Origin of the sequence: Knoellia sp. LjRoot47, from assembly GCF_964253435.1 — a bacterium.
Taxonomy (GTDB): Bacteria; Actinomycetota; Actinomycetes; order Actinomycetales; family Dermatophilaceae; genus Knoellia.
In genome coordinates, this window is the sequence record NZ_CAXUQS020000001.1 from 959,805 (window position 1) to 984,271 (window position 24,467).

Annotated in this window: 27 protein-coding genes; 11 read left to right on the plus strand and 16 right to left on the minus strand. The window is 71.5% G+C overall.

The window, feature by feature from the left end; translation table 11 throughout:
- Positions 1 to 201 precede the first annotated feature (201 nt).
- The 3 genes from ACSQ11_RS04785 to ACSQ11_RS04795 all read left to right on the plus strand — a co-directional run bounded on the left by ACSQ11_RS04785 (position 202) and on the right by ACSQ11_RS04795 (position 2,189).
- Positions 202 to 1,134: a lysophospholipase gene (locus tag ACSQ11_RS04785; protein WP_436003564.1), complete on the plus strand. Its 933-nt coding sequence runs from the start codon at positions 202 to 204 to the stop codon at positions 1,132 to 1,134.
- The gene (locus tag ACSQ11_RS04790; RefSeq protein WP_436003566.1) at positions 1,134 to 1,544 is read left to right on the plus strand and encodes a DUF2177 family protein; all 411 of its coding nucleotides are present in this window, start codon (positions 1,134 to 1,136) and stop codon (positions 1,542 to 1,544) included. The genes ACSQ11_RS04785 and ACSQ11_RS04790 overlap by 1 nt, the downstream gene beginning before the upstream one ends.
- Positions 1,545 to 1,694: 150 nt before the next feature.
- Positions 1,695 to 2,189 carry a hypothetical protein gene (locus tag ACSQ11_RS04795; RefSeq protein WP_436003568.1) on the plus strand — a complete coding sequence of 165 codons (495 nt, stop codon included), beginning with the start codon at positions 1,695 to 1,697 and terminating at the stop codon, positions 2,187 to 2,189.
- A gap of 58 nt (positions 2,190 to 2,247) precedes the next feature.
- Here the strand turns inward: ACSQ11_RS04795 and ACSQ11_RS04800 are convergent, their stop codons facing one another.
- The 8 genes from ACSQ11_RS04800 to ACSQ11_RS04835 all read right to left on the minus strand — a co-directional run bounded on the left by ACSQ11_RS04800 (position 2,248) and on the right by ACSQ11_RS04835 (position 10,529).
- Entirely contained in the window at positions 2,248 to 3,219 is a 972-nt protein-coding gene (locus ACSQ11_RS04800) for a thermonuclease family protein (RefSeq protein ID WP_436003570.1), read from the minus strand.
- Between the two features lie 5 nt (positions 3,220 to 3,224).
- The gene (locus ACSQ11_RS04805) at positions 3,225 to 3,689 is read right to left on the minus strand and encodes a lamin tail domain-containing protein (RefSeq protein ID WP_436003572.1); all 465 of its coding nucleotides are present in this window, start codon (positions 3,687 to 3,689) and stop codon (positions 3,225 to 3,227) included.
- Between the two features lie 173 nt (positions 3,690 to 3,862).
- On the minus strand, positions 3,863 to 4,741 hold the full coding sequence (locus ACSQ11_RS04810; protein WP_436003574.1) for an ABC transporter permease: 879 nt from the start codon (positions 4,739 to 4,741) through the stop codon (positions 3,863 to 3,865).
- Complete coding sequence (locus ACSQ11_RS04815) at positions 4,738 to 5,877, minus strand: ABC transporter permease (protein WP_436003576.1); 1,140 nt, start codon at positions 5,875 to 5,877, stop codon at positions 4,738 to 4,740. The genes ACSQ11_RS04810 and ACSQ11_RS04815 overlap by 4 nt, the downstream gene beginning before the upstream one ends.
- Positions 5,874 to 7,475, minus strand: coding sequence for an ABC transporter ATP-binding protein (locus ACSQ11_RS04820; protein WP_436003579.1), 1,602 nt, complete (start codon positions 7,473 to 7,475; stop codon positions 5,874 to 5,876). The genes ACSQ11_RS04815 and ACSQ11_RS04820 overlap by 4 nt, the downstream gene beginning before the upstream one ends.
- A gap of 12 nt (positions 7,476 to 7,487) precedes the next feature.
- The gene (locus ACSQ11_RS04825) at positions 7,488 to 8,555 is read right to left on the minus strand and encodes a BMP family ABC transporter substrate-binding protein (RefSeq protein ID WP_436003581.1); all 1,068 of its coding nucleotides are present in this window, start codon (positions 8,553 to 8,555) and stop codon (positions 7,488 to 7,490) included.
- A gap of 250 nt (positions 8,556 to 8,805) precedes the next feature.
- Positions 8,806 to 10,035, minus strand: coding sequence for an MFS transporter (locus ACSQ11_RS04830; RefSeq protein ID WP_436003583.1), 1,230 nt, complete (start codon positions 10,033 to 10,035; stop codon positions 8,806 to 8,808).
- 68 nt (positions 10,036 to 10,103) lie between these two features.
- Complete coding sequence (locus tag ACSQ11_RS04835) at positions 10,104 to 10,529, minus strand: MarR family winged helix-turn-helix transcriptional regulator (protein ID WP_436003585.1); 426 nt, start codon at positions 10,527 to 10,529, stop codon at positions 10,104 to 10,106.
- Positions 10,530 to 10,685: 156 nt separating this feature from the next.
- Here ACSQ11_RS04835 and ACSQ11_RS04840 point away from each other — a divergent pair, with 156 nt between their 5' ends.
- Positions 10,686 to 11,828, plus strand: coding sequence for an FAD-dependent oxidoreductase (locus ACSQ11_RS04840; RefSeq protein ID WP_436003587.1), 1,143 nt, complete (start codon positions 10,686 to 10,688; stop codon positions 11,826 to 11,828).
- On the opposite strand, the gene ACSQ11_RS04845 is transcribed toward ACSQ11_RS04840, so the two are convergent.
- Genes ACSQ11_RS04845 through ACSQ11_RS04855 form a run of 3 tightly spaced genes read right to left on the minus strand, consistent with a single transcriptional unit; the run spans position 11,825 to position 13,794 of the window.
- Positions 11,825 to 12,565: an MOSC domain-containing protein gene (locus ACSQ11_RS04845; RefSeq protein WP_436003589.1), complete on the minus strand. Its 741-nt coding sequence runs from the start codon at positions 12,563 to 12,565 to the stop codon at positions 11,825 to 11,827. The genes ACSQ11_RS04840 and ACSQ11_RS04845 overlap by 4 nt on opposite strands.
- Positions 12,562 to 12,993: an OsmC family protein gene (locus ACSQ11_RS04850; protein WP_436003591.1), complete on the minus strand. Its 432-nt coding sequence runs from the start codon at positions 12,991 to 12,993 to the stop codon at positions 12,562 to 12,564. Before ACSQ11_RS04850 ends, ACSQ11_RS04845 begins: the two co-directional genes overlap by 4 nt.
- 39 nt (positions 12,994 to 13,032) lie before the next feature.
- Positions 13,033 to 13,794: a class I SAM-dependent methyltransferase gene (locus ACSQ11_RS04855; protein ID WP_436003593.1), complete on the minus strand. Its 762-nt coding sequence runs from the start codon at positions 13,792 to 13,794 to the stop codon at positions 13,033 to 13,035.
- A gap of 112 nt (positions 13,795 to 13,906) precedes the next feature.
- On the opposite strand from ACSQ11_RS04855, the gene ACSQ11_RS04860 reads away from it, so the two are divergent.
- The 7 genes from ACSQ11_RS04860 to ACSQ11_RS04890 all read left to right on the plus strand — a co-directional run bounded on the left by ACSQ11_RS04860 (position 13,907) and on the right by ACSQ11_RS04890 (position 18,122).
- A complete protein-coding gene (locus tag ACSQ11_RS04860; RefSeq protein WP_436003595.1) occupies positions 13,907 to 14,329 on the plus strand; it encodes a VOC family protein in 423 nt (140 codons plus the stop codon).
- Between the two features lie 11 nt (positions 14,330 to 14,340).
- Positions 14,341 to 14,973 carry a GntR family transcriptional regulator gene (locus ACSQ11_RS04865; protein WP_436003597.1) on the plus strand — a complete coding sequence of 211 codons (633 nt, stop codon included), beginning with the start codon at positions 14,341 to 14,343 and terminating at the stop codon, positions 14,971 to 14,973.
- Positions 14,974 to 15,046: 73 nt separating this feature from the next.
- The gene (locus ACSQ11_RS04870; protein WP_436003599.1) at positions 15,047 to 15,181 is read left to right on the plus strand and encodes a hypothetical protein; all 135 of its coding nucleotides are present in this window, start codon (positions 15,047 to 15,049) and stop codon (positions 15,179 to 15,181) included.
- On the plus strand, positions 15,165 to 16,355 hold the full coding sequence (locus ACSQ11_RS04875) for a N(5)-(carboxyethyl)ornithine synthase (protein ID WP_436003601.1): 1,191 nt from the start codon (positions 15,165 to 15,167) through the stop codon (positions 16,353 to 16,355). Before ACSQ11_RS04870 ends, ACSQ11_RS04875 begins: the two co-directional genes overlap by 17 nt.
- Before the next feature lie 102 nt (positions 16,356 to 16,457).
- Positions 16,458 to 16,883 (plus strand): hypothetical protein, encoded by a 426-nt coding sequence (locus tag ACSQ11_RS04880; protein ID WP_436003603.1) that lies wholly within the window; start codon positions 16,458 to 16,460, stop codon positions 16,881 to 16,883.
- Positions 16,884 to 16,898: 15 nt separating this feature from the next.
- Entirely contained in the window at positions 16,899 to 17,342 is a 444-nt protein-coding gene (locus ACSQ11_RS04885; RefSeq protein WP_436003605.1) for a hypothetical protein, read from the plus strand.
- Between the two features lie 78 nt (positions 17,343 to 17,420).
- Entirely contained in the window at positions 17,421 to 18,122 is a 702-nt protein-coding gene (locus ACSQ11_RS04890; RefSeq protein ID WP_436003607.1) for a M50 family metallopeptidase, read from the plus strand.
- Here ACSQ11_RS04890 and ACSQ11_RS04895 read toward each other — a convergent pair.
- The 5 genes from ACSQ11_RS04895 to ACSQ11_RS04915 form a co-directional block, all read right to left on the minus strand.
- Complete coding sequence (locus ACSQ11_RS04895; protein WP_436003609.1) at positions 18,119 to 19,912, minus strand: alkaline phosphatase D family protein; 1,794 nt, start codon at positions 19,910 to 19,912, stop codon at positions 18,119 to 18,121. The genes ACSQ11_RS04890 and ACSQ11_RS04895 overlap by 4 nt on opposite strands.
- 48 nt (positions 19,913 to 19,960) lie before the next feature.
- Entirely contained in the window at positions 19,961 to 20,956 is a 996-nt protein-coding gene (locus ACSQ11_RS04900) for a DNA topoisomerase IB (RefSeq protein WP_436003611.1), read from the minus strand.
- 118 nt (positions 20,957 to 21,074) lie between these two features.
- Complete coding sequence (locus ACSQ11_RS04905; RefSeq protein WP_436003613.1) at positions 21,075 to 21,407, minus strand: hypothetical protein; 333 nt, start codon at positions 21,405 to 21,407, stop codon at positions 21,075 to 21,077.
- 163 nt (positions 21,408 to 21,570) lie between these two features.
- Entirely contained in the window at positions 21,571 to 23,820 is a 2,250-nt protein-coding gene (gene katG, locus ACSQ11_RS04910) for a catalase/peroxidase HPI (protein WP_436003615.1), read from the minus strand.
- Positions 23,817 to 24,335, minus strand: coding sequence for a Fur family transcriptional regulator (locus ACSQ11_RS04915; RefSeq protein ID WP_436003617.1), 519 nt, complete (start codon positions 24,333 to 24,335; stop codon positions 23,817 to 23,819). Before ACSQ11_RS04915 ends, katG begins: the two co-directional genes overlap by 4 nt.
- Positions 24,336 to 24,467: the final 132 nt, after the last annotated feature.

Sequence of the window (24,467 nt, forward strand, 5' to 3'; positions counted from 1 at the left end):
CCCGACCTCGCACCGCCTGTGCCCCGTCGCCTCGTGCGGCGGGGCACGGTCGTGTCCGGGACAAGTCGCGAACTGCCCAGGACCGCGTGCGGGGGCGGACGGCATACCGGAGGGGGAGAACCCGGCCACACCGCGGGACCGCCGCGCCACGCACCCGGTAGCGTCGGCAGCCGCGAGCCACCCCCTTCACAGGAGCCGTCAATGGAGTCGAGCACCCTCGCCGTCAGCGCAGCCGACGGCACGCCACTGCACACCTACCGCTGGCTCCCGGACGGTCCGCCGCGCGCGATCGTGCAGGTCGTCCACGGCATGGCCGAGCACGCGAAGCGCTACGAGCGGTTCGCGGAGGCGCTCACCGGCGCCGGCTACGCGGTGTACGCGCACGACCAGCGCGGGCACGGCGAGACGGCGAGCAGGGCCGACCACGGGTTCTTCGCCGAGCACGACGGCTGGTCGACGGTCGTCGGTGACGTGAGCAGCGTGACCGAGTACGCCCAGGCCGAGAACCCCGGCGTCCCGGTCGTGCTCTTCGGCCACAGCATGGGTTCGTTCGTCAGCCGGTCGTACGCCGCCCTGCACGGCGCGCGCCTCGCGGGTCTCGTCCTCTCCGGCACGGCCGGCGACCCCGGCCCGATCGCCGTCGCGGGCCGCACCGTGGCCACGATCCAAGGCCGCCTGCGTGGCCGCCGCCACCCATCGGGGCTCATGGACAAGCTGACGTTCGGTGCCTACAACGCGAAGTTCAAGCCCAACCGGACCGACTTCGACTGGCTCTCGCGCGACGACGCCGAGGTCGATGCCTACGTCGCAGACCCATTGTGCGGCAACACCTTCACGACGACGTTCTTCTCCGACCTGCTCGGCGGGCTCCAGGAGATCAACCGCACGAGCGCGTATGCCGCCGTCCCCCGCGACCTGCCCGTGCTCGTGTTCTCGGGCGAGCGCGACCCCGTGGGTGAGGACGGGAAGGGCCCACGCTCGGTGGCCGAGGGCTACCGCTCCGCGGGCGTGGCCGACGTGACGCTGACGATCTATCCGGACGGTCGCCACGAGATGCTCAACGAGACCAACCGCGACGAGGTGACCGCCGACGTCCTGGCCTGGCTCGACGAGCACCTGCCGACGCGCGACTGATGGGGCGCGCGCTCGGTCGGTTCGCCGTCGCCGCAGCGGTGTTCGGGGTCCTCGACGGGCTGTGGCTCGGCGTCATCGGGCGCCCGCTCTACGACGAGGCACTCGGTGACCTGCTCGCGGCGAAGCCGAACGCCGCTGCGGCCGCGGCGTTCTACGTCATCTACGTCGTCGGCATCACCTACTTCGTCACCGGCCCGGCGCTCGCCGAGGAGTCCGGGCGCAGGGCGCTCATGAGCGGGGCCCTGCTGGGATTCGTCGCCTACGCGACCTGGGACCTCACCAACCTCGCGGTCATCGAGGGGTTCCCGGCGTCGATCGTCGCCGTCGACCTCGCGTGGGGCACCGTCGCAACCGCGATCGCCTCCCTCGTGACGTATGCCGTGTGCCGCCGGGTGCCCGCGCTCGCCTGACCAGTCCCCGTCGTCGGCGGCGCACCTCCGGCACGGCAGATGTCTGGCACGGCATGTCTCTGGTCTGGCATGTATCTGGCACAGCGGGTGACCCCTCCTTACCCGTGACGGGCCGCTGGGGATCGTCAGGATCCGGGGGAAGGACCTCCCATGCCGAGCGCATCCGAACTCATCAAGGCCCTCGCCCACGCGAGGATCACCTCGCCGCACAGCGACCGACTCGAGTTCCTCGCCCACGTCGACGACGGGATCTGGGAGCTCGTCGGGGGTGGGCCCCAGGGCCTGCGCCACCGCGGCGACCTCGTCGCGCTCAACCCGCAACCGCTGCCACCGATCGAGGCCGGACGCCTGCTCCTGCAGGTCATGGCTCGCGGCATCATCGTCATCGGAGGTCGCGACGCCGACGCGCGTGAGACCTTCCTCGCCGACATCGAGGACTGGTGCGGCACCGGGTGGCCGCGCCACTGGCCGCGGCCGCCGCAGCCCGCGCCGTACCCGGACCCGCACGACCACGTGCAGCCCTCGGAGCTCCTCGGGGGAGCGCTCGCCGCGGCGGAGCTCGCCGCGAGCTATCCCGAGGGTGAGCTGCAGGACCTCTTCGCCGAGGCCGCGGACCAGCTCACCGATGCCGCCCTGAGCCTCTAGGCCGGACGCCGCTGGGGTCGCTGGGATCCCTGGTGCTGGGCTCGTTGCAGGCGTCGCGCTAGTTGCGCGCCCTGCGCCAGCCGGCGGCCACGGCCTCCTGCTCGGTGCAGAACCAGCGCTCGCCCTTGCTGGGCGTGATGACGGTGACGTCGTAGCTGCCGCCGCCGGGGACGTGGTAGATCTTCTCGCCCTTGGACGAGATGTTGCCCTTGATGACACACGTCCCGGAAGGCTTGACCGGCGCCGCGGTCCCCGTCGAGCCCGCCGGGGGCCTGGCGGCGAGGACCGGGGCGGCGCAGGCGGCGCTCCAGACACCAAGCCTCTTGGCCTTCGCGCGCTTCTGTGCGGCGAGGTAGGCACTGCGGTGCTCGTAGGCCGCGTCGTAGGTGTACTCCTTGCCGAAGCCGCCCTCGATGAGGACCTGGGCGGCGAGCCGTCCGTCCTGCGTGACGACGTGGCGGAGCAGCCGGCCGTAGCCGTCGCGGTCGGCCTGGGTGGGGTCGGCGACGAGCCGGACCGACCGGCTCTGGACCAGGCTCTGCATCTTGCTCGAGGCCTTCTGCGCCCAGCACTCGTCACCCCTGAGCTCGGGGGTGTCGATGCCGATGACCCGGACGCGCTCGGTGACGCCGCCGACGCGGACCTTGATCGTGTCGCCGTCGGTGACTCCGACGACGGGCAGGAGCGCCGCGGCCGTGCGGCGTGGCGTGGTCGTGGGGCGAGGTGGCGCGGGCGTGGCCACGGGGACCGGCACCGCGGCCCGCGTGGGCACCGGGGTGGCGGAGGGGAGCGGCCGCGCCGTCGCGGGTGCCGCGGTCGTCGGAGAGGCGGAGGGGGCCTCGCCCTCGGTCGGCGCGCCAGACGCACCCCCGGCGACCGGGTTGGCGGTCGCCTCGGGCGTGAGCTCCAGGGTCGACTCACTCCTGGCCCCGGCCCCGAAGACCACGGCCGCGACCGTGGTCGCCCCGACGACGAGTGCGACGAACGCCGCGAGGCACGCGAGCGTGATGCCGAGGACCCGCTTGCTCATGGGCGTCAGCAGGCCTTGGTGCCCGACGAGACCGGCTTGTAGGTGCAGGCGTGGACCTTCGCGCCCCGGGCGTTGATCAGGGTGGCCGCGTCGCCGGTGTTGTTCCAGACGTAGGTGTTGGTCTTGCCCCAGTAGGCGTTGGTCGCCGTGGTGCGGCCTGAGCCGGTGCGCAGGGTGACCGACTTGCGGGCACCGAGGGTGTAGCCCTTGGGGAAGGCGTAGGTGTGCTTGCGGCCCGCGTCGTAGACCTTGTAGCCCGTGAGCACGATGGCGCGCGACGTCGTGTTGGTGACGACGATGAACTCGGCGTTGAGCTTGGCGGTCGACATGGGCAGGTCGTTGCCGGCCGGATCGGCCCGGAACGTGCCGAACTTCAGCGGCGGGGTCGCCGCGCCGGCGGGACCGGCGACGGGCAGGACGACGGCGAGCGCCGCGGTGGCAGCGGCGGCGGACAGGGTGAGACGGCGCATGGCGAGGGACCCCCGGGGACGGCGACGAGCATGGTGGACGGTGCGTGAGGACGCACTCAGCCGGCACAGCCTAGGGGCGCGGGTCGTGAGCTGTCCGGCGAACGGGGGAACCCGGCGAGACGACGGATCCGCGAGGCCTGAAGGCTCTCGCGGATCCGTGGCGGGTGACGGGGTCAGCCGACGATGCGGGACTCGCGGTCGTAGTTCTTGCCGAGGAACTGGGGCACGAGCGCCCAGCGCAGGGCGAAGACCATGACGAGGAGCGTCGCGGCATACGGGAGCATCGAGACGAACTGGTGCGGGATGCCGATGCCCGAGACCTGGGCGCGCTGGGCGAGCACCTCCATCGCCGCGAAGAACGCCGACCCGGCGAGGATGTACTGCGGCCGCCAGCCACCGAAGAACGCCAGCGCGATCGCGAGCCAGCCTCGACCCGCGACGATCCCGTCGGCATACACACCCGAGAAGACCATCGGCAGGTAGGCGCCACCGATCGCCATGAGTGCCGCGCCGACCGTGCCGGCCCACATGCGGGTGCGGGCGACGTTGATGCCGAGCGAGTCGGCGGCCTTGGGGTTCTCACCGACGGAGCGCAGCCGCATACCGGCGTCGGTGCGGTAGAGCCACCACCACAGGAAGCCCGACAGCGCGAGCGCGACGAACACCATGGCGTCCTGGCCGAGGATCAGCTCGGGGAGCGGAGCGATGCGCGGCGGCTCGTCGTTGCCGATGACGACGCGGTAGAGGAGCGACGCGGCGCCACCGGCGAGGAAGAACAGCGCCAGACCGACGACGAACTGGTCGAGCCGCAGCGAGGTCGTCGCCCACGAGAGGACGAATCCGACGAGGGCACCGGCGAGCGCCGCGGCGATGAGGCCCACGACGTTGCCGCCGGCCTTGAGCGAGATGATGTAGCCGACCGCGGCACCGAGGAGCATGAGCCCCTCCTGTGCAACGTTGAAGATCCCGGCTCGACCGCTGAGCATCGTGCCTTGGGCGACGAACAGGAACGGCACCATCGCGGTGATGGTCAGGGTGAGGAACTCACTCATGCCGCCGCTCCCTTCGTGAGCAGGGCGGCGCGGGCCGCCCGTGAGGCTCGAGCTCGCCGCCACCGTTCGGTCGCGACGTCGGACATGAGCAGGAAGAGCAGGATCAATCCCTCGAGGATGAGGACGATCTCGGAGGGCGCACCGGACACGCGCTGCATCGAGCCGGCACCGACCTCGAGCACGGCGATCCCGAACGCGACGAACGGGACGGCCGTGAGCGAGCCCCGGGCGATGAGCCCGATGATGATGCCGAGCAGCAGGAAGTTGGACTGGATGCCCTCGAGCGTGCGCTGGTGGACACCGGCCACCTCGATGGCTCCGGCAAGGCCGGCCAGCGCACCGGCGACGAGCATCGAGGTCACGGCCACACGACCGGTGCGGATGCCGTGGAGCTTCGAGGCCCGCTCGTTGAGGCCGACGGCGCGCAGCTCGAACCCGGCGACCGACCGCTTGGCCATGACGGCGGCGACGACCGAGACGAGCAGGACGAGCAGGACACCCGTGTGCATCGGCGGGCGGCCGATGCCGGGCAGGACCGCACCCTCACCGATGGGCAGGGTCACCGCGCCACCGGCACCGGGGTCGGACCAGACGACCGACGCGACGTAGTCGAGGACCTCGAACGACACGAAGTTGAGCAGCACCGTCGAGAGGATCTCGTTGACCTTGAACGACTCCATGAGCCAGGCCGAGATCGCCGACCACACTGCACCGGCGAGGGTGCCGACGATGAGGACGAGCGGCAGCAGGACGACCATCGGCAGGTCCGACATCGTGATGCCGACGGCGGCGGCGCCGACGGTGCCGAGGATCATCTGGCCCTCACCACCGATGTTGAACCGGCCTGCACCGAGCGGGATGGCGAACGCCAGCGCGAGCAGCGTGAGCGGCGCCCACTTGTGCAGCGTCTGGACCATGCCCGTCTGGTTGCGGAACGAGTTCGTGAGGACCGCCCGGAACGCGGCCACCGGGTCGTGCCCGAGGGCGGCGATGAGGACGGCGACGACGACGAACGCGGCCAGGACGGCCACGGCATACGGGATGGCTGCGAAGGCGAGCGAACGCGCGCGCTGCGCGAGCGGCGGGGCGGCGGCGACGTCGTCCGTGACCTCGGGCGCCTGGGTGTCGATGCTCATGCGCCGACTCCTGTCATGAGTCGACCGAGGTCGTAGGGATTGGCCTCGCCGCGCGGGAACTCGCCCACGAGACGGCCCGAGTAGGCGACCGTGACGCGGTCGGCGAGCGCGAGCACCTCGTCGAGGTCCTCGGAGATGACGATGACGACGCAGCCCTCGGCCGCGGCGCCGCGCACCCGGTCGTAGACGAACTGGGTCGAGCGGATGTCGAGACCGCGCGTCGGGTTGTGCAGAAGGAGCAGCTTGGGGTGGTGCGCGAAGGCCCGCGCGAGGATGACGCGCTGGATGTTGCCGCCGGAGAGCTGGCCGCACGCGGTCGCGGCGCTCGGCGTCTTGACGCTGAACTCCTTGATGGCCTCGACGGCCTGGGCGCGCGCGGCGCGCCAGTTGATCATCCCGGCCTTCGCGCGCGTGCGGTGCGATCCGAGGACGAGGTTCTCGGTGATCCCGGCTCCGGGGAGTATGCCGTCCCGCTGCCGGTCCTCGGGGACGTAGACGACCCCGCTGCCCAGCCAGGTCGCGGTCGGCCGGCCGACGAGCTCGACACCGTCGACGGTGAGCGACCCCGTCGCGGTGCGGGTGCCGGTGAGTGCCTCGGCGAGCTCGCCCTGGCCGTTGCCGGCGACCCCGGCGATGCCGAGGATCTCGCCGGGACGCAGGTCGAGCGTGACGTCGTCGACGAGCGGCTTGCCGCCCGGTCCGGCGACGGTGAGGCCGCGGACGGTGACCCTGGCAGGGGGTTGGGCCACCGGGTCCGCGACGCCACCTCGCGGCTCGGCCTCCGACGCCGCAGGGAGGGCGTGCGTCAGGGAGGCCTCCCCGAGGTCTTCCTCGCCGAGCGCCACCTGCGCCGCCTGGGCGAGCGCGGCGGCGTCGGCGTCACTGCCCGCGACCTCGCCGATCATGGTCGAGGCGAGGTCGTCGGCGGTGGTGTCGGCCTTGTCGACGGTGGCGATCCAGCGGCCGTCCCGCATCACCGTCATCCGGTCGCAGACCTCCATGGTCTCGCGGATCTTGTGGGTGATGAGGACGACCGACATGCCGTCGTCGACGATGGCGCGCATCGACGAGAACAGGTCGTCGACCTCCTGCGGGGTGAGGTTCGTCGTCGGCTCGTCGAGGACGAGGATCTTGGCCCCGCGGTAGAGCGCCTTGAGGATCTCGACCCGCTGGCGGACACCCACCGGGAGGTCGGCGACCCGTGCGGACGGGTCGACGGACAGGCCGAACCGCTCGGACAGCTCGGTGATCCGCTGGGTGGCGGTCTGGGGTGAGCCGTCGGCGGCGGTGAGGCCGGAGGAGTCGGTGCCGAGGACGATGTTCTCGGCGACGGTGAAGACGTCCACCTGGAGGAAGTTCTGGTGGACCATGCCGATGCCCGCGGCGATCGCGTCCTTCGGGGAGGAGATGTCGACGGCCCTGCCGTCGACCTCCACCGTCCCGGCGTCGGGCGCGTAGAGGCCGTAGAGGACGTTCATCAACGTCGTCTTGCCTGCGCCGTTGCCTCCGAGCAGGCCGTGGATCTCGCGGTCGGCGACGGTGAAGTCGACGCCGTCGAGAGCCACGACCGGCCCGAACGTCTTGCGAATGCCGGACATCTGGAGCAAGGGTCAGCCGATCTTCGCGGTGTCGAGCTTGACCTTGACGGCGCCGGACTTGACGTCCTCCATCGCCTTGTCGACGGCGGCCTTGACGTCGGCGGGCACGCCGTCGGCGACCTTGATCGTCACGCCGGTGTCGAAGCCGAGGAGGTAGTTGCCCTTCTCCTCGCCACCCTTGATCTTGCCGAGGACGTCGGCGAGCGGCTTGTCGAAGTCGTACTCGAGGCTGCCCGCGTAGTGCTTGCCGGCGGCCGCGGCCTTGTCGGTGTACTTCGCGGTGACCCAGCCGTCGCCCTCGGGACGTCCCTCGAAGGCCTGGAAGGTGCCGGTCGAGCCGACGTTGAGCGAGCCGACGATGACGTCGGCGCCCTGGCCGAGGAGCTGGGTGGAGAACTGCTGTGCCTTGGCGGCGTCGTTGAAGTCGCCGGTCCAGACGGGCTTGATCTTCGTCGTCGCGCCGGTGTCGCTGATGGCCTGCTCCATGGCGTGGACCTCGGCCATCGAGAACGGCAGCGACAGACCACCGACGTAGCCGACGGTGCCGGTCTTGCTCAGCTTGGAGGCGAAGACGCCCATGCCGTAGAAGCCGAGGTGGAACTGGCGGTCGATCGTCCAGACGTTGGCCGGCTGGTCCTTGGGGACGCCGTCGTACTCGGCGATGAAGTTCACGTCGGGGTTGTTCTTGGCGACCTTGGCCGTCGCGTCGTAGAACTGCGAGCCGTGGGTCCACACGACCGTGGCGCCGTCGCCGACGGCCTCAGTGAGGCGGGCCTCGACGTCGGGGACGGCGACCTTCTCGCTGAACGAGATCTCGGCGCCGGCCGACTCGGCGGCCTTGAGGGCCTTGAGGCCGACGGCGTTGTAGTCGGCGTCGTTGGTCGGGCCGGAGAAGATCGCGGCGATGACCTGCTTCTCGCCGCCGCCGTCACCGCCGGAGCCGGCGTCGCCGCTGTCGCCACCGCCACAGCCGGCGAGCACGAGGGCGGAGATCGAGGCGAAGGCGAGGGTGGTGGCGGCGCGGCGGGTCAGGCCACGCGGCGCGGAGGTGGAGGGGAGGGAGAGGCGCGAGCGGGTCATGACGTGTCCTTCGTTGGACGGACCGACTCCCTGGGGGCGGGTTCGGTTCCTCGGTGTGCGGAGCAGTCTGTCCGCGCCGGAGAGGGGCGCTCATTGGCAGCACCTGCCAACGGTCTCCCGCGCGGTTGTCAGTCTCGACCGAACCGGGAAGTCAATGTTGCTGGCACGTCACGCCAGAGTTTCTGCTAGGTGCGGACCCGCCCGCAGCCCAGTCGAGACCCTCCCCAGACCCTCCCGAACCTCCCTCGGGTCAGTCCGTGAGGGACAGCGCCATGGCCTCGTCGAGCCGCTCCTCCTGAACCGGCTCCTCACGGTCGAGGTGCGCGAGACCGGAGCGGCCGGCATACAGGACGAGCATGGCGAGCACGACGGCACCGGAGCCGACCCAGAACGGCACGTGCGCGCTGACCTCCTCGCCGAGCTTGCCGGCGAGCCAGGGCGCGACGGCGCCGCCGGAGAACCGGACGAAGCTGTAGGCCGCCGACGCGACGCCGCGCTCGACCGGCGCCGCCTTCATCACGGACTCGGTGATGAGGGTGTTGTTGATGCCGAGCGCGAAGCCGGCGAGCACGACGCCGACGATGAGGACCGGCTTCGACGTCGTGAAGAGCGCCATCGCCGCGAGGATGACGGCGAACGCGGTCATGGCCGCCCAGATCGAGGGCAGGGTGCCGAAGCGGTGCTGCAGGCGCGGCGCGACGACGACCGACGAGAACGCGAGCATGAGGCCCCACCCGAAGAAGATCAGGCCGATCTGGATCGCACCGAGCCCGAGCGGGAACGGCGTGAAGGCCAGCAGGGTGAAGAAGCCGAAGTTGTAGAGCATGGCGGTGATGGCGACCGTGAGCAGCCCGCGGTGCTTGAGCGCGCGGAACGGGTCGGCGAGGCTCGTCGGCTTCGGGGCCGGCGGGGTCGCGGGGAGCATGACAGTCGTGAGGACGAGGGCGATGACCATGAGCCCCGCGACGCCGAAGAACGGCCCGCGCCACGAGAGCTCGCCGAGCAGTCCACCGATGAGCGGGCCGGTGGCGATGCCGACGCCGAGCGCGGCCTCGAAGAGGATGATCGCCTGCGCCGTCGACCCCCGCGCCGAGCGGACGATCGTCGCGAGCGCCGTCGCCACGAACAGCGCGTTGCCCAGCCCCCACACGGCGCGGAACATGACGATGCCGGTGACGCCGTCCTGGGTCCCGGCGAGGGCCGAGCCGACGATGATGATCGCGAGCCCGGTGAGCAGGGTGCGCTTGGCACCGATCCGGCTCGACACGACCCCGGTGATGAGCATCGCCAGGCCCATGACGGCCATGTAGCTCGTGAAGAGCAGCGACACCTGCGAGGGCGACGCCCCCAGCTCGTCGGCGATCGGCTTGAGGATGGGGTCGACCAGCCCGATGCCCATGAAGGCGATGACGGAGGCGAAGGCCACCGCCCAGACGGGGCGCGGCTGGCGCCACATCGAGGTCTCGGTCGTGTCGGTCATGACGATGCCTTTCATATCGAATACCTATATATCTGTGTATGCCGTGACGCCCGGTTGCGCGGGCGGGGCTAGGGGATGAGGCGGTCGACGATCGCGACGGCGCGAGTGAGGGTGGCGGCGTCCTTGGCGCTCAGCCCCTCGAGGAGCGGGACGACCGCGGCGCTGCGGGCGGCGCGGGCCTTGGCGAGCTCGCTCTCACCGGCCGGTGACAGGGCGATGAGGCTGGCCCGGGCGTCGTCGGGGTCGGCGGCACGGGTGAGCCACCCCTGCTTCTCGGCACGCTGGACCTGGGCGGTCATCGTCGGCTGGCTCGAGTGGTCGGCCTCGGCGAGGTCGCCGATGCGGGCCGGACCGACGTCGCCGACGAGGGCGAGCAGCCGCATCTGGGCCGGGGGCACCTCGAGGTAGGCGTGCCGGGTCGCCCAGCGGTGCAGCCGGGCCACGGAGCGCAGCAGCGCATCGCCGTCGACGGCTGCGGGCTGGGTCGTGGTCATCCCTCCAGATTACATAGCCTGTCGATGTATCTCAAGCCGCGGGCCTCCCACCCCGACTGATTGCCCCACGACGAGGGTCCGGCGCCTCGCCGTGGGGCAATCAGTCGGGATGCGGGCGAGACGGCATACGGTGGGGCGGTTGAGCGTTCAACGGTCGTGGAGGTCTGGGACTCGATCGTGCTCGGCGCCGGCCAGGGAGGTCTGGCGGCGTCGTACTTCCTGACCCAGCGCGGCGTCGACCACCTCGTCCTCGACGCGAACCCGGCGCCGGGTGGCGCGTGGCAGCACCGTTGGGACTCGCTGACGATGCACGACGTCCACGGCGTCGCCGACCTCCCGGGCGAACCCGCACCCGCACGCTCGCAGGAACGGGCCAACGTCGCGGTGCCGGCGTGGTTCGCCGAGTACGAGCGGCGCCAGGACGTCCCCGTCGTGCGCCCGGTGCAGGTCACGGCCGTGACGAACACACCGGGCGACGACCGCGACGACCGCGAAAACGACGCCGGTGCGCACGGCGACGAGGGCGACCTGCTCGTCGTCCACGGCACCACCGACGGCGTCGAGCGCCAGTGGCTGACCCGCACCCTCGTCAACGCCACGGGGACGTGGACCCGGCCGAACCAGCCCGCCTACCCGGGCGCCGACGACTTCGAGGGCGAGCAGTTCCACACCGCGACCTACCCCGGCGCCGCACACCTGCGTGGCCGGCGCATCGTCGTCGTCGGTGCCGGGGCGTCGGCGGTCCAGTTCATCGGGGAGCTCGCCCCCGTGGCCGACGTCGTCTGGGTGACGCGTCGACCGCCGTTGTGGCGCACCGGCGAGTTCGGGCCCGAGACAGGGCTCGCCGTCGTCACAGAGGTCGAGAAGCGGGTGGTCGCGGGGCTGCCACCGACGAGCGTCGTCGGCGCGACCGGCCTCATGCTGCGCGAGCAGGAGCAGGAGGCAGCCGGGCTCGGCGCCTACGACGACCCGCGTCCGATGTTCGAGCGTCTCGAGGCGGACGGGGTCCGGTGGGCCGACGGCAGCTTCGAACCCGCAGACGTCATCCTCTGGGCGACCGGGTTCCGCTCCGCCGTCGACCACCTCGAGCCCCTCGGACTGCGCGGTCCGCAGGGGGGCATCCCGCTCGAGCGGGTGCCGGGCAACGTGCAGGGTGCCACCACCGCGGTGCGTGACCCCCGCGTGCACCTCGTGGGCTACGGCCCGTCGGCCAGCACGATCGGCGCGAGCCGAGCAGCCCGCCGGGCCGCGCTCGAGGTCTCGCGGCAGGTGAGCGAGAACCGGGAGCTGGCGGGCTAGTCGCCCACCCGGACCGTGCCCGGTGAGACGACCCGTGCACCCATCCCGAAGAGCAGCCGCCCGTCCGGGGACCGGAGGTGCTCGAGCAGCCGGGAGCCGGTGCGCTCGCCCGTCACGGGGTCGAGGTCGATGACCGCGCACCGGTCCAGCGGCGCCGTGACCTCGACGACCGCGCCACCCAGGCGCACCTGCGTCCCGGGAGCCGGGTCCTCGTCGGCGTCGAGCGTCACCGTCGCCCGGAAGCGGGCGTCGAGAGGTGAGGGCACGGCATACCCGCTCGCGCGCAGCGTGTCGGCAAGGCGACGGAGGGCACCCGCGGTGACGACCGAGACCGCGTCGGCATAGACGACGTCGCCGCGCTCGGCACGCGCGAGGACGACGTCGCGACCGAGCTCGTCGGACAAGAAGGCGTTGAGATCGGTGTCCTGCACCCGGATCCGCGCGCCCCGCCCCCAGTAGTCGGCCGCCCGTATGCCGTGTGCGGCGTCCCGCGTCGTTGCCTCCAGCGTGCGCCCGTCGAGGGTCGTCACGCGCAGGCCGCCGGCGGTCGGGAGGACCGAGAGCGACAGCAGGCGTGGGTTCTCGACGGTGCGCAGGACGCGCGCCGCGGCCCCGTCGACGAGGCACCAGGTGCGGTCGCCGACGGGGCCGGAGGCGTCGAGCTCGATCTCGTCCCGGTCGAGGTGGCGGGTGCCCTTGAGCAGCGCCAGCCCGAGCCGGGTGACCGCGGGGCTCACTCGGAGAGGCTGGCCTCGAGGGTGATCGGCACGGCCTTGAGCGCCTGGCTGACCGGGCAGTTCTCCTTGGCGTCCTCGGCGGCGGCCTGGAAGTCCTCGGCGGACATGCCGTCGACGGCGCCGACGACCTTGAGCACGATGCCGGTGATGCCGGTGCCGGGGACGAAGGTCACCGCGGCGGTCGTGTCGAGGGTGGTCGGCGGGGTGCCGGCCTTGGCGAGGCCGTTGGAGAAGGCCATGTTGAAGCAGGACGAGTGCGCCGCGGCGATGAGCTCCTCGGGGCTCGTCTTGCCGTTCGCCTCCTCGGCGCGCGAGGGCCAGTTGACGTCGAAGGTGCCGATGCCGGACGACTCGAGGGTGACCTGGCCGCTGCCGTTGAAGAGGTCTCCCTCCCAGTGGTTCGTGGCGGTGCGGGTGGTTCCTGCCATGACGTTCTCCTCAGGGTCGACGGGGCTGTCCCGTCCACCCTAGGCCCGGCCGCGCACCGCCCACGCGACAGCGGTGACGTCGAACGGTCCCTGCGCCGGGAAGCCCCGTCGGCACTCGTCGCGCAGCGAGTCCCGGCTGCGCGCATCGAGCGAGGCGACGTAGTCGCCGGCGGGTCCGACTCCGAGCGTGTAGGGCTCCCACCACTCGTCGAAGTCGGGGTGGGTCACGGTGACCGAGAGCTCGGTCGTCTCGACGTCGAGCAGCCCGGCCTCGGTGGCGAGCTGCGCGAGGTGCCCCTCGCGGGCGCCGGGGAGGGAGGACTCGTCAGTGGCCAGCGGGTCGATCCGGCGGACGGCGCTCCACAACGGGCTGAGCGGCGACCGGTCGCCCGCGAGGTCCCAGGTGCAGGCCGCCACGGTGCCGCCGCGGGTCGTCACCCGCGCCATCTCGCCGAGACCGGTGACGGGGTCCTGCATGAAGTGCACGACGAGCTGCGCGAGCGTCTGGTCGAAGAGACCGTCGTCGTAGGGCAGCTGCTCGGCCGGGGCGAGGTGGACGTCGAGGTCGGGGAAGCGCCCGCGGACCGACTCGACGAACGGCGGGGAGGGGTCGACGGCCGCGACGTTGCCGACACCGACGCGGTCGATGAGCACCGCCGTGAGCGCACCCGGACCGCAGCCGACGTCGAGCACCCGCTCCCCGCGGCGCACGCCCGCCCAGTCGGCGAAGACCGGGCCGAGCGGCTCGGAGTAGCGCCCCATGAACCGCCCGTACGCCTCACCCGCCACGTCGAAGGTCATGCCCTCGACGCTACTCCCGGCCCGGGCGGTCGGCGGTGGGTTCGCTCTTGTGCGCGCTGCGGGTTGATGTATACATTTGATCCAGTTGCACACAACGATCGAGGAGTATGCCGTGACCGCTCGCCCCTGTTTCCACCTCGCCATCCCCGTCGACGACATCGCCGCAGCGCGCGAGTTCTACGGCGGCGTGCTCGGCCTGTCCGAGGGCCGGTCCGCCGAGCAGTGGATCGACTGGAACTTCTACGGCCACCAGGTCGTCACCCACGAGGTCGCGGTCCACCCCGGCCCCGCCGGCCACAACCACGTCGACTCGCACGAGGTGCCGGTGCCGCACTTCGGCGCCGTGCTCGCGATCGAGGACTTCCACGACCTCTCCTCACAGATGAAGGACGCTGGAGCGACGTTCGTCATCGAGCCCTACCTGAGGTTCGAGGGCCAGCCCGGCGAGCAGTGGACGATGTTCTTCCTCGACCCGGCGGGCAACGCGATGGAGTTCAAGGCGTTCGCCGACGAGTCGCAGATCTTCGCGAAGTAGGGTCTGCGCCCGTGACCTCCGCTGCCGCGTCGACGAAGGCCGGCCGCGTCCGGCAGGCCGTCCTCGACGACATCCTGTCGGGCGCCCTCGCGCCGGGGACGCCGCTCGACGAGGTGGCGCTCGCGCGGCAGCACGACGTGTCGCGTACCCCGGTGCGGGAGGCGCTGCGCGCGCTGCAGGCCGACGGGCTCCTCGAGGTCGGCCCGCGTCGCCAGCTGCTCGTCGTCGACGTCTCGCCCGAGCACCGCAGCGAGGTGACGGCCCTGCGCGTGGCCCTCGAGGGAGCCGCGTCGGCGGCGGCGTGCGAGCGGCGCGACGACGACGACCTCGACCGGCTCGAGCTCCTGCTCCTCAAGCAGGGACGGGCCGCGGCCGCTGGTGACGCAGAGACCTACCTGCGGCTCGACGAGGAGTTCCACCTCGCCCTGGCGGGGGCCGCACGGATGCCGACGCTGTCGCGGATGCTCGAGCAGCTCGGCGCCTTCGTCCGGCTCGCCCGCCTCGGTGAGGCGACGACCGTCGCGCACATGCACGGGCTCACGATCGAGCACACCGAGCTCGTCGACCACCTGCGCTCGCGCCGGCCGGCGAGGCTGCGCACCGCGCTGACCGCGCACATCGGCCGGACCGAGCCTCGCGGCTGAGCCGGACGCGCGGGTCCTGGGCGTACTGTCGGAGCACACAGACCCTTCGGGTCTCACCATCGAGGGACTCCTCATGTCCGACAAGTCACCACGCCACACGCTCTCCAAGAAGTCCAGCAAGTCGATCAAGGAGAAGCGCGCCGACAAGCGGGCCAAGGCCGACGAGGCCACCGGGATCGAGACGACGCTCCATGGCAAGAAGCGCTGAGGCGGACCCGATCACCGACACCCTGCTGTCCCTCGGCGTCCTCGCACACTCGCGCAAGGAGAACGAGCACCGGCTCCCGATCCACCCGGAGCACGTCGACCGGATCGATCCCGACCTGCGCGCCCGGATCTTCGTCGAGGAGGGCTACGGGCAGCGGTTCGGCGTCTCGGACGACACCCTCGCCGCCGCCCTCGGCGGCGTCCGGACCCGGGCCGAGCTCATCGCCGAGTGCGACGTCATCCTCCTGCCCAAGGTGCAGGCCGAGGATCTCGCCGAGATGCGCGAGGGCCAGGTCGTGTGGGGGTGGCCGCACTGCGTCCAGGACACGGCGCTGACCCAGGAGGCCATCGACCGACGCCTCACCCTCATCGCCTTCGAGGCGATGAACCACTGGGCCCGTGACGGCAGCTTCCTCCTCCACGTCTTCCACCTCAACAACGAGCTCGCGGGCTACAGCTCCGTGCTGCACGCGCTCTCGCTCGCCGGGACGACCGGCACCTACGGGCGCAGGCTGCGCGCGGTCGTCATCGGATTCGGCGCGACGGCCCGGGGCGCCGTGACCGGGCTGAGCGCGCTGGGCATCTCCGACGTCCGTGTCCTCACCAACCGCAAGGTCGCCGCGGTGGCGTCTCCGATCCACTCGGTCCAGATCGTGCACCTCGACCACGACGACGAGGACCCGTCGCAGACCTGTGCCGTGACGACGGAGGGTCGCGTGCCGCTCGCGCCCTACCTGGCCGACAACGACATCGTCGTCAACTGTGTCCTGCAGGACACGGCGGCGCCGTGGACGTTCCTCGTCGAGGAGGACGTCGCCCGCTTCCGGCCGGGCAGCCTCATCGTCGACGTGTCGTGCGACGAGGGCATGGGCTTCAGCTGGGCCCGCCCGACGTCCTTCGAGGACCCGACGTTCGTCGTCGGCGGCAACGTCACCTACTACGCCGTCGACCACACCCCCTCCTACCTGTGGGAGTCGGCCACCTGGGTCAACAGCGAGGCGCTGCTCCCGCACCTGCGCACGGTCCTCTCCGGTCCCGCGGCCTGGGCCACCGAGCCGACGATCGGGCGGGCCATCGAGATCCAGGACGGCGGGATCCGCAACCCGGCGATCCTCGCGTTCCAGTCCCGCGACGAGGCCTACCCGCACACGCGGCTCACCGGGGCGACGACCTAGGTTCGGCGTGCCCGGGCCACGGTGGTTCGTCCGCAGCGCTTTCGCAGTGGATGCGCAGCCGTGCTCGCCATGCTCCCCCAACCACCAACGAAGGGGAGCGTCATGAAGAAGATCCTGACCCTGGCCGTGGCGACGACCGGGTTCCTCCTGGTCGGCCCCACGCCGGCCCACGCGGCACCCCGACCACCGGCCGACCCGGCCGCGCAGCTCACCTGCGCGACGTGGAACGCCGGTGGCTGGAACCCCGTCTACAGCTGCTACGACCGCCAGTTCGACAACTTCTGGGTCTACGACGGCGATGCCGACGGCAACTCCGCCGTCGTCCGCTGGCGCACCGCGACCGGTGAGGAGTCCGGCTCGTGCCGCAACGCCGGCGGCAGCGGGACGTGGAAGCGCTGCGCCTACGACCTGCGCGAGTACAAGCCGAACGGCACCCGCAACACCGTGCGCTGGGACGAGTGGCGCTACGACTCGGCCTACGACTCCTGGCAGCTCATCACCGCCCCCGCGGGCACGTCCGCCACCTGACCCGGAAGGAACGACATGACCACCAAGCAGAAGGTCCGCATCGCGGCCGTCGCGACCGCAGCCCTGGCGACGACCCTCGTCGGGGTCGGCCCCGCGAGCGCCAACACCTCGCCCAGCGGCTGCGGGACGCCGCACTTCGTCAACAGCACCGGCATCTACACCGTCTGGGACGACCGCGTCGGCACCCTGACGCAGTACTGGGGCTGGTGCAACGGCAACCTGCGCAACTGGGCCCACGTCCACCTCGGTTCGGCCACCGCCTGGGAGACCAAGGTGAGCATCCAGACGCCCGACGGCGTCAAGCACGGCACGCGCGTCGGGCGCTACGGCAACGACTTCACCTCCTCGCCGACGGCGACGATGGACCGCCGGACCCGCGCCCGCGTCGAGGGCACGATCTTGGGCCCGGGCCAGCACGAGATCGCCCTCAAGGTGGGCGTGACGGCCTACTCGGGCTGACCTCTCGTGGCCGGCCGGCCGCCGCACACACGGCACCGACCGGCCACGGCACAGGCGCGGGCGCTACGTTCTGCGCCCATGGACGTCGGCACCGAGCTCAGCACGCGCCTCGCGGCCGCGACCACCGCCGTCCCGCTGAGCGGGGTCGTCACGGCGGGGCTCGCCGCCCTCGTCGTCGTCATCGTCCCGACGGTCTGGCTGCGGCTGCGCATCGTCATCACCCTCGTCCACGAGCTCGGGCACGCGATCGTCGGCGTGCTCTCGGGCCGCCGCTTCACCGGCTTCGTCGTCCGCGGTGACATGTCCGGCCATGCCGTGACCGTGGGGCCGGCGCGCGGCTTCGGCCGGATCGCCACGACCTGGGCGGGCTACCCGATGCCTGCGCTCGTCGGCCTCCTCATGCTGTGGGCCGCGACGCGAGGGTATGCCGGCGCCCTCCTCTTCGGCCTCCTCCTCACCTTCGTGGTCGTGCTCGTCTTCGTGCGCTCGGCCGGGACGCTGCTCACCGTGCTCGCGTCCGGTGGGGCCGTCGGCTCGCTGTGGTGGTGGCGCAACGATGAGGTCCAGGTCCTCGCCGTCGTCTCCACGGGGTTCGTGCTGCTCGTCGGGGCCTGGCGTCACCTCGGCGCCCTCGTCGGTGGACGCCGCGACCCGGGAAGTGACGCGGCCGTGCTCGCGAAGCTCACCGGCATACCAGCGCCTGTGTGGGTCGCGACGTTCGCCGCGGTGCTGGCGGCAGCGAGCTGGGCCGCCGCCAGCCTCGTCCTCGCGCTGACCTAGTCGCCCCGGGGGCGGTCCGAGCGCGGACCGACCGGACCGCTCGCGGGCGTGGCCCGACGGCTGCCCGCGAGAGTCTGGAAGCTGCGGGCATAGGTCGGCACGACCGTCGGCACGGTGCGTGGGTCCGGGCGGGCGCTCGTCGGGACCGGCGTGTGGTGGTAGTCCGCCTGCACCCGCTCGGGCGTGACGTCGAGGACGACGAAGCCGTGACTGATGCCGTCGATGTAGCGCAGCCACGGGTTGAGCTGCTGCGCGGCGCCGATGGCCTGACGGGTGGCGCCGACCACGACCTCGGGTGGTTGGCCGGCGAGCTGCGGAGTGCCGGCGAGAACCTCGACGAAGCCGTCGCTCGTCACGCTCGGGCAGACGAACTCGACGCCGGCGGACGTGTAGGCCGGGTTGCCCGGCGCCGACGTCACCGGCAGGTCGCAGACGAAGGACGCGTGGATGTCGCCGGTGAGCACGACGACGTCGCCCGTGTCGGCGCTGGGCTGGGCTGCCGCGTGGGTGAGGAGGGTGGTGCGGTCGGCGGTGTAGCCGTCCCACTGGTCGGCGTTGACGAAGGTGAAGCCGGGGGCGCCGAGGGCCGCGCCGGGATAGAGGACGGGCGAGACCATGACCTGGTTGCCCAGGAAGTGCCAGCGCCGCTTCGTCGTGAGGCCGTCCTTGATCCAGGCGAGCTGCTCGGGTTCGGGCAGGTGCCGGCCGGGGTGGGCGAGGGCGCCGTCGATGGCCGGGTTGAGGCCGACCGGGACGAAGCCGTCGAACGGCACGCCGGGCACGGTGACCTGGAGGCTGCGGTTCTGGCGGGTCTCGACCATCGAGAGGTCGCCGAGGTCACCGAAGGTGAAGCGCCGGAAGAAGCGGGTGCCCCGGTGCGGAGTCGACTGCGACTGGTCGGGCAGGCGGAACGGCATCCACTCGAGGTAGGCCTGCATCGCCTGCTCGCGGCGCGCGACGTAGTCGCCCTCGCTGCCCTGGTGGTTGCCGGCACCCGCCGCCCACGCGTTGTTGGCGACCTCGTGGTCGTCGAAGATCGTGATCCACGGGTGCTGCCGGTGCGCCGCGCGGCAGTCCGGGTCGGCCTTGTGCAGCGCGTGCCGCAGCCGGTAGCCGGTGAGGTCGATCGTCTCGGTCGGGGGCTGGCTGTCACGGACGCCGGCGAGCGACGCCGGGCCGTAGCGGTCGGCGCCGTTGCCGTACTCGTAGATGTAGTCACCGACGTGGAGCACGAAGTCGAGGTCGTCGCGCTGCGCGAGCGCTCGGTATGCCGTGAAGTACCCACCCGTGTAGTTGCTGCAGCTCACGAGCGCGAGACGAAGGGCGTGGGTCTCGCCGGGGATGTCGCCGGCGGTCTGGGTGCGGCCCGTCTCGGAGAACTCGCCGAGGCTCTGGAAGCGGTAGTAGTAGCGCGTGTAGGGGTCGAGGCCGGTGACGTCGACCTTGACCGTGTGGTCGCTGTCGGCACTCGTGTGGACCATGCCGTGGGCGACGACCCGGGTGAAGCGGGGGTCGCGGGCGACCTGCCAGCGCACCGGGATCGAGGCACCGAGACCGCTGCCGGGGGTCGCGACCGGGTCGTCCTTGTGCCGCTGCGGCGGGGTGGCACGCGTCCAGATGATGACGGCGTCCGCCGTCGGGTCACCGCTGGCGACGCCGTAACCGAAGATGCCTTTTGAGGCGGGTGCGGCTGCTGCCGCCGGGTCGAAGGCTCGAGGAAGTGCAAGAGCTGCACTCGCGACGGCCACGCCCTTGAGGACGCTGCGCCGGTCAACCGAGGGGTTCGTCATCCTCGGAGGCTATTCCTGTGCCGGGGTGGTCGGCACCGGTTCGGCAGATCAGGACAGGAGGGTGCGGACCTCCTTCTCGATCGCTTCCTGCCGGCGCATCGGGTTGCGACCGGAGGCCTTCGGGACGGTGATCGTCTCGCCGTTGTCGTAGCGGTCGATGACCCGGGGGTCGACGTAGGAGTTCTTGGCGATGGTGGGGGTGTTGCCGAGGTAGTCCGAGACCTGCTCGACGGCCTCCTTGACCGCGCGCTTGCGCGAGGCCTGGGTGTCACCGGGCTCAGGCGAGGAAGCCAGGCCCACGGCCGCGTGGACGGTGGCGTGCCAGGTGCGGAAGTCCTTGGCGGTGACCTCGGCGTCGAAGATGTCGTGGAGGTAGGCGTTGACGTCGGGCGCCTCAAGGTCGCGCCACCCCGAGTCGGTGCGGTAGGCGAGGACTCGCTTGGACTTCGAGCGGCGCTTGCGCATCTCGCCGATGGCCCTGGCGACGTCCTCGTCGCGGATCGTCACCTTCTGCGAGACACCGCTCTTGCCGTCGAAGGCGAAGACGAGGCCCTCGCCGACCTTGCGGACGTGCTGGCGCTCGAGCGTGGTGAGGCCGAACGAGCCGTTGGCGTCGGTGTAGACGTCGTTGCCGATCCGGAAGTAGCCGAGGTCGAGCAGGCGCACGGCGACAGCGGCGGCGCGCTCCAACGGCATACCGTCGCGGTGGAGGTCACGGGTGACGCGACGGCGGGCGGCCGGGAGCTGCTCGGCGGCCTCGAGGATGCGGTCGAACTTGAGCTCGTCGCGCTTGACCCGCCAGTCGGGGTGGTAGAGGTACTGGCGCCGGCCCGCGTCGTCGGTGCCGACGGCCTGGATGTGGCCGTTGGCGACGGAGCAGATCCACACGTCCTCCCACGCGGGCGGGATGGCGAGCGAGCGGATCCGCTCGACCTCGGGCTGCGGGAGCCGCTTGCCCTCGTGGTCCAGGTAGGTGAAGCCCTTGCCGGCGCGGCGCCGGGTCCAGCCGCGGTCCTGCGGGGAGACGGTGCGCAGTCGGGTCATGCGCGCCATCGTCGCAGGTCAGGAAGCCTCTCTCGCCACTTATTGCCCCATCGCGCGTCTTCCGGCCCACGTGCGCCGCCCGCGGTGGGGCCCGATGGGGCAATCAGTGGCGGTGGGCCTACCAGTCGTGGCCGTGGACGAGGAGTGCGGACTCGAGCTCAAACCGCTGGCTGCGCGACAGCCCGAGCCCGTCGGGGACGGGCAGGTCGACGCTGCGGCAGTAGTCGCGCAGCGCGAGGTCGTAGGCCAGGGTGCTGGCGGCCAGCCGCTCGGCCTTGTTGGGCTGGTTGCCCTCTTCGACCTGACGCAGGTGCTCGGCCAGGCGCGCCAGCTCGAGCCCGAGCAGGACGGGGGCGAGTGGCTCCGGCGGGCGCCGGTCGCGGCGGGCCACGACGACGGGGAGGAGGGCACCGAGCAGCGCCATCGCGACCAGTCCGAGGGCTGTGGCCATCTCGCTCACCTCGCCACCAGTCTGCTCCGAGGGGGGCGGTCCGGCAACGGCTGGACGGGAACGCACCCGCCCCCCAAACGACTGATTGCCCCATCGGGACCGTTCCGACGGACGCTCGCGTCCGCGGTCGGGTCCCGATGGGGCAATCAGTCGGCGCTGGTGGCTACTTCTTGACGTCGTAGCGGTCGAGGTCCATGACCTTGGCCCACGCGGCGACGAAGTCGTGGACGAACTTCTCGCCGGCGTCGTCGGAGGCGTAGGCCTCGGCGACGGCGCGCAGCTCGGAGTTGGAGCCGAAGACGAGGTCGGCGCGCGTGCCCGTCCACTCCTGGCCGGCCGCACCGCGACCCCTGTAGGTGTCGTCATCGGCCGGCGTCCACGTCGTGCCGAGGTCGAGCAGGTTGACGAAGAAGTCGTTCGTCAGGGTGCCGACCCGCTCGGTGAGGACGCCGTGCGTCGAGCCGCCGGCGTTGGCGCCAAGGGCGCGCAGGCCGCCGACGAGGACCGTCATCTCCGGAGCCGTGAGGCTGAGGAGGTTCGCGCGGTCGACGAGCGAGTACTCCGCCGGGAGGCGGTTGTCGCGCTTCTCGTAGTTGCGGAACCCGTCGGCCGACGGCTCGAGCCAGGCGAAGGACTCGACGTCGGTCTGCTCCTGGGTCGCGTCGCCGCGGCCCGGGGTGAACGGCACCTCGACCTCGACACCGGCGGCGCGGGCGGCCTGCTCGACACCGACGTTGCCGGCGAGGACGACGGCGTCCGCGAACGAGATGTTGTGCGCCGCCGCGACCTCCTCGAGCTTGGGCAGGACCTCAGCCAGCGACGACGGGTCGTTGGCCTCCCACGAGCGCTGGGGCTCGAGGCGGATGCGGCCACCGTTGGCGCCACCGCGCTTGTCGCTCGTGCGGTGGCTCGCGGCTGCGGCCCAGGCCGTCTTGACGAGCTGGCTCACCGTGAGACCCGAGTCGGCGATCGCAGCTTTGGCGGCGGCGATGTCGTCAGCAGACGTGCCGAGCTCGTTGGCCGGGATCGGGTCCTGCCAGAGGAGCTCCTCGGTCGGGACCTCGGGGCCGAGGTAGCGGTCGACCGGACCCATGTCGCGGTGGGTCAGCTTGAACCAGGCGCGGGCGAACGCGTCCGCGAACTCCTGCGGGTTGTCGTGGAACCGCTTGGAGATCGGACCGTAGATCGGGTCGAAGCGCAGGGCGAGGTCGGACGTGAGCATCCGCGGCTCGCGCTTGCCCTCACCGAACGCCTCGGGGACGAGGCCGTCACCGGCGCCGTTCTTGGGCTTCCACTGGTTCGCACCGGCCGGGGACTTCGTGAGCTCCCAGTCGTAGGCGAAGAGGATGTGGAAGAACTCGTTGTCCCAGCGGGTCGGGTGGTAGGTCCAGGTGACCTCGAGACCACTGGTGATCGTGTCCGGGCCCTTGCCGGAGTTGAAGTCGCTGATCCAGCCGAGACCGTTGGACTCGATGGGGGCGGCCTCGGGCTCCGGGCCGACGTGGGCACCCGGGTCACCGGCGCCGTGGGTCTTGCCGAAGGTGTGGCCACCGGCGATGAGGGCGACGGTCTCCTCGTCGTCCATGGCCATGCGGCCGAACGTGTCGCGGATATCGATGGCCGACAGCAGCGGGTCCGGGTTGGCGTTGGGGCCCTCGGGGTTGACGTAGATGAGGCCCATCTGGACGGCGGCGAGCGGGTTGTCGAGCTTGCGGTCACCCTGGTAGCGCTTGTCGCCGAGCCACTCGGTCTCGGGGCCCCAGTAGACGTCGTCGTCCGGCTCCCACGCGTCGACGCGGCCACCGGCGAACCCGAAGGTCTCGAAGCCCATCGTCTCGAGCGAGACGTTGCCGGCGAGGATCATGAGGTCGGCCCAAGAGAGCGACTTGCCGTACTTCTTCTTCACCGGCCACAGCAGGCGGCGGGCCTTGTCGAGGTTGCCGTTGTCGGGCCACGAGTTGAGCGGCGCGAAGCGCTGCTGACCGGTGCCACCGCCACCGCGACCGTCCTGGACGCGGTAGGTGCCGGCGCTGTGCCACGCCATGCGGATCATGAACGGGCCGTAGTGGCCGAAGTCCGCGGGCCACCAGTCCTGCGAGGTGGTGAGGACCTCGGCGATGTCGGTCTTGACCGCAGTGAGGTCGAGAGTCTCGAACGCCGCGGCGTAGTCGAAGTCGCCACCGAGCGGGTTGGTCGCCGGCTGGTTCTTGGCGAGGATCTTGAGGTTGAGCCGGTTCGGCCACCACACGCGGTTCGGGTCACCCTGGGTGGGGTGTGCCGCGGCGCCGTGCATGACGGGGCAGCCGCTGGGGGCCTCGCCCTCGGGGGAGGTGACGTCGGCCGGGGTGGTCGGCGCCTCCTGGTTCATCTCCTTGACTTCGGCGTCGTCAGGCATGTTGTCGTGGATGGTCATGAACGTCCCTTCTCATCTTCTGTTGCAGTGCTGTCGGAGTCTGTGTCGTCGGAGGTCGTGTCCGCGGCCGCCTCGGGGTGCTGGCAGTTCGGGCAGAGGCCCCAGTAGATGACCTCGGCCTCGTCGACGGCGAAGCCGTGCGGGTCGGAGGCGTGCAGGCACGGTGCCTTGCCCGTCGCGCAGGCGACGTCGGCGATGGCGCCGCAGCTGCGGCAGACGGCGTGGTGGTGGTTGTCGCCGACGCTCAGCTCGTAGCGCGCGACCGAGCCGGTCGGCTGGAGCCGGCGCACGAGCCCCGCGTCCGTGAGCGCGGCGAGGCAGTCGTAGACGGCCTGATGAGAGACCGTCGTATGCCGTCCGCGCACCGCGTCGAGCACCGTCCCGGTGTCGGCGTGCGGGCTCTCGCGCAGGGCGTGCAGGACCGCGAGTCGTGGCTTCGTCACGCGCAGGTGGGCACCCCGGAGCAGCTGCTCGTCGTCGACGTGCGAGACGTCGTCGAGGGGGGTGGTGGGCATGGCTCCACCCTTGTCTCTTTTCTTGAATGTGTCAAGAATCGAGGTCAGGCGCATGGGGCACTCGGCGACGCTCAGCCGGCGCCCTCGGATGCCGGGACCACGCGTCTGGACCGCATCAAGGGAAGCAAAGAG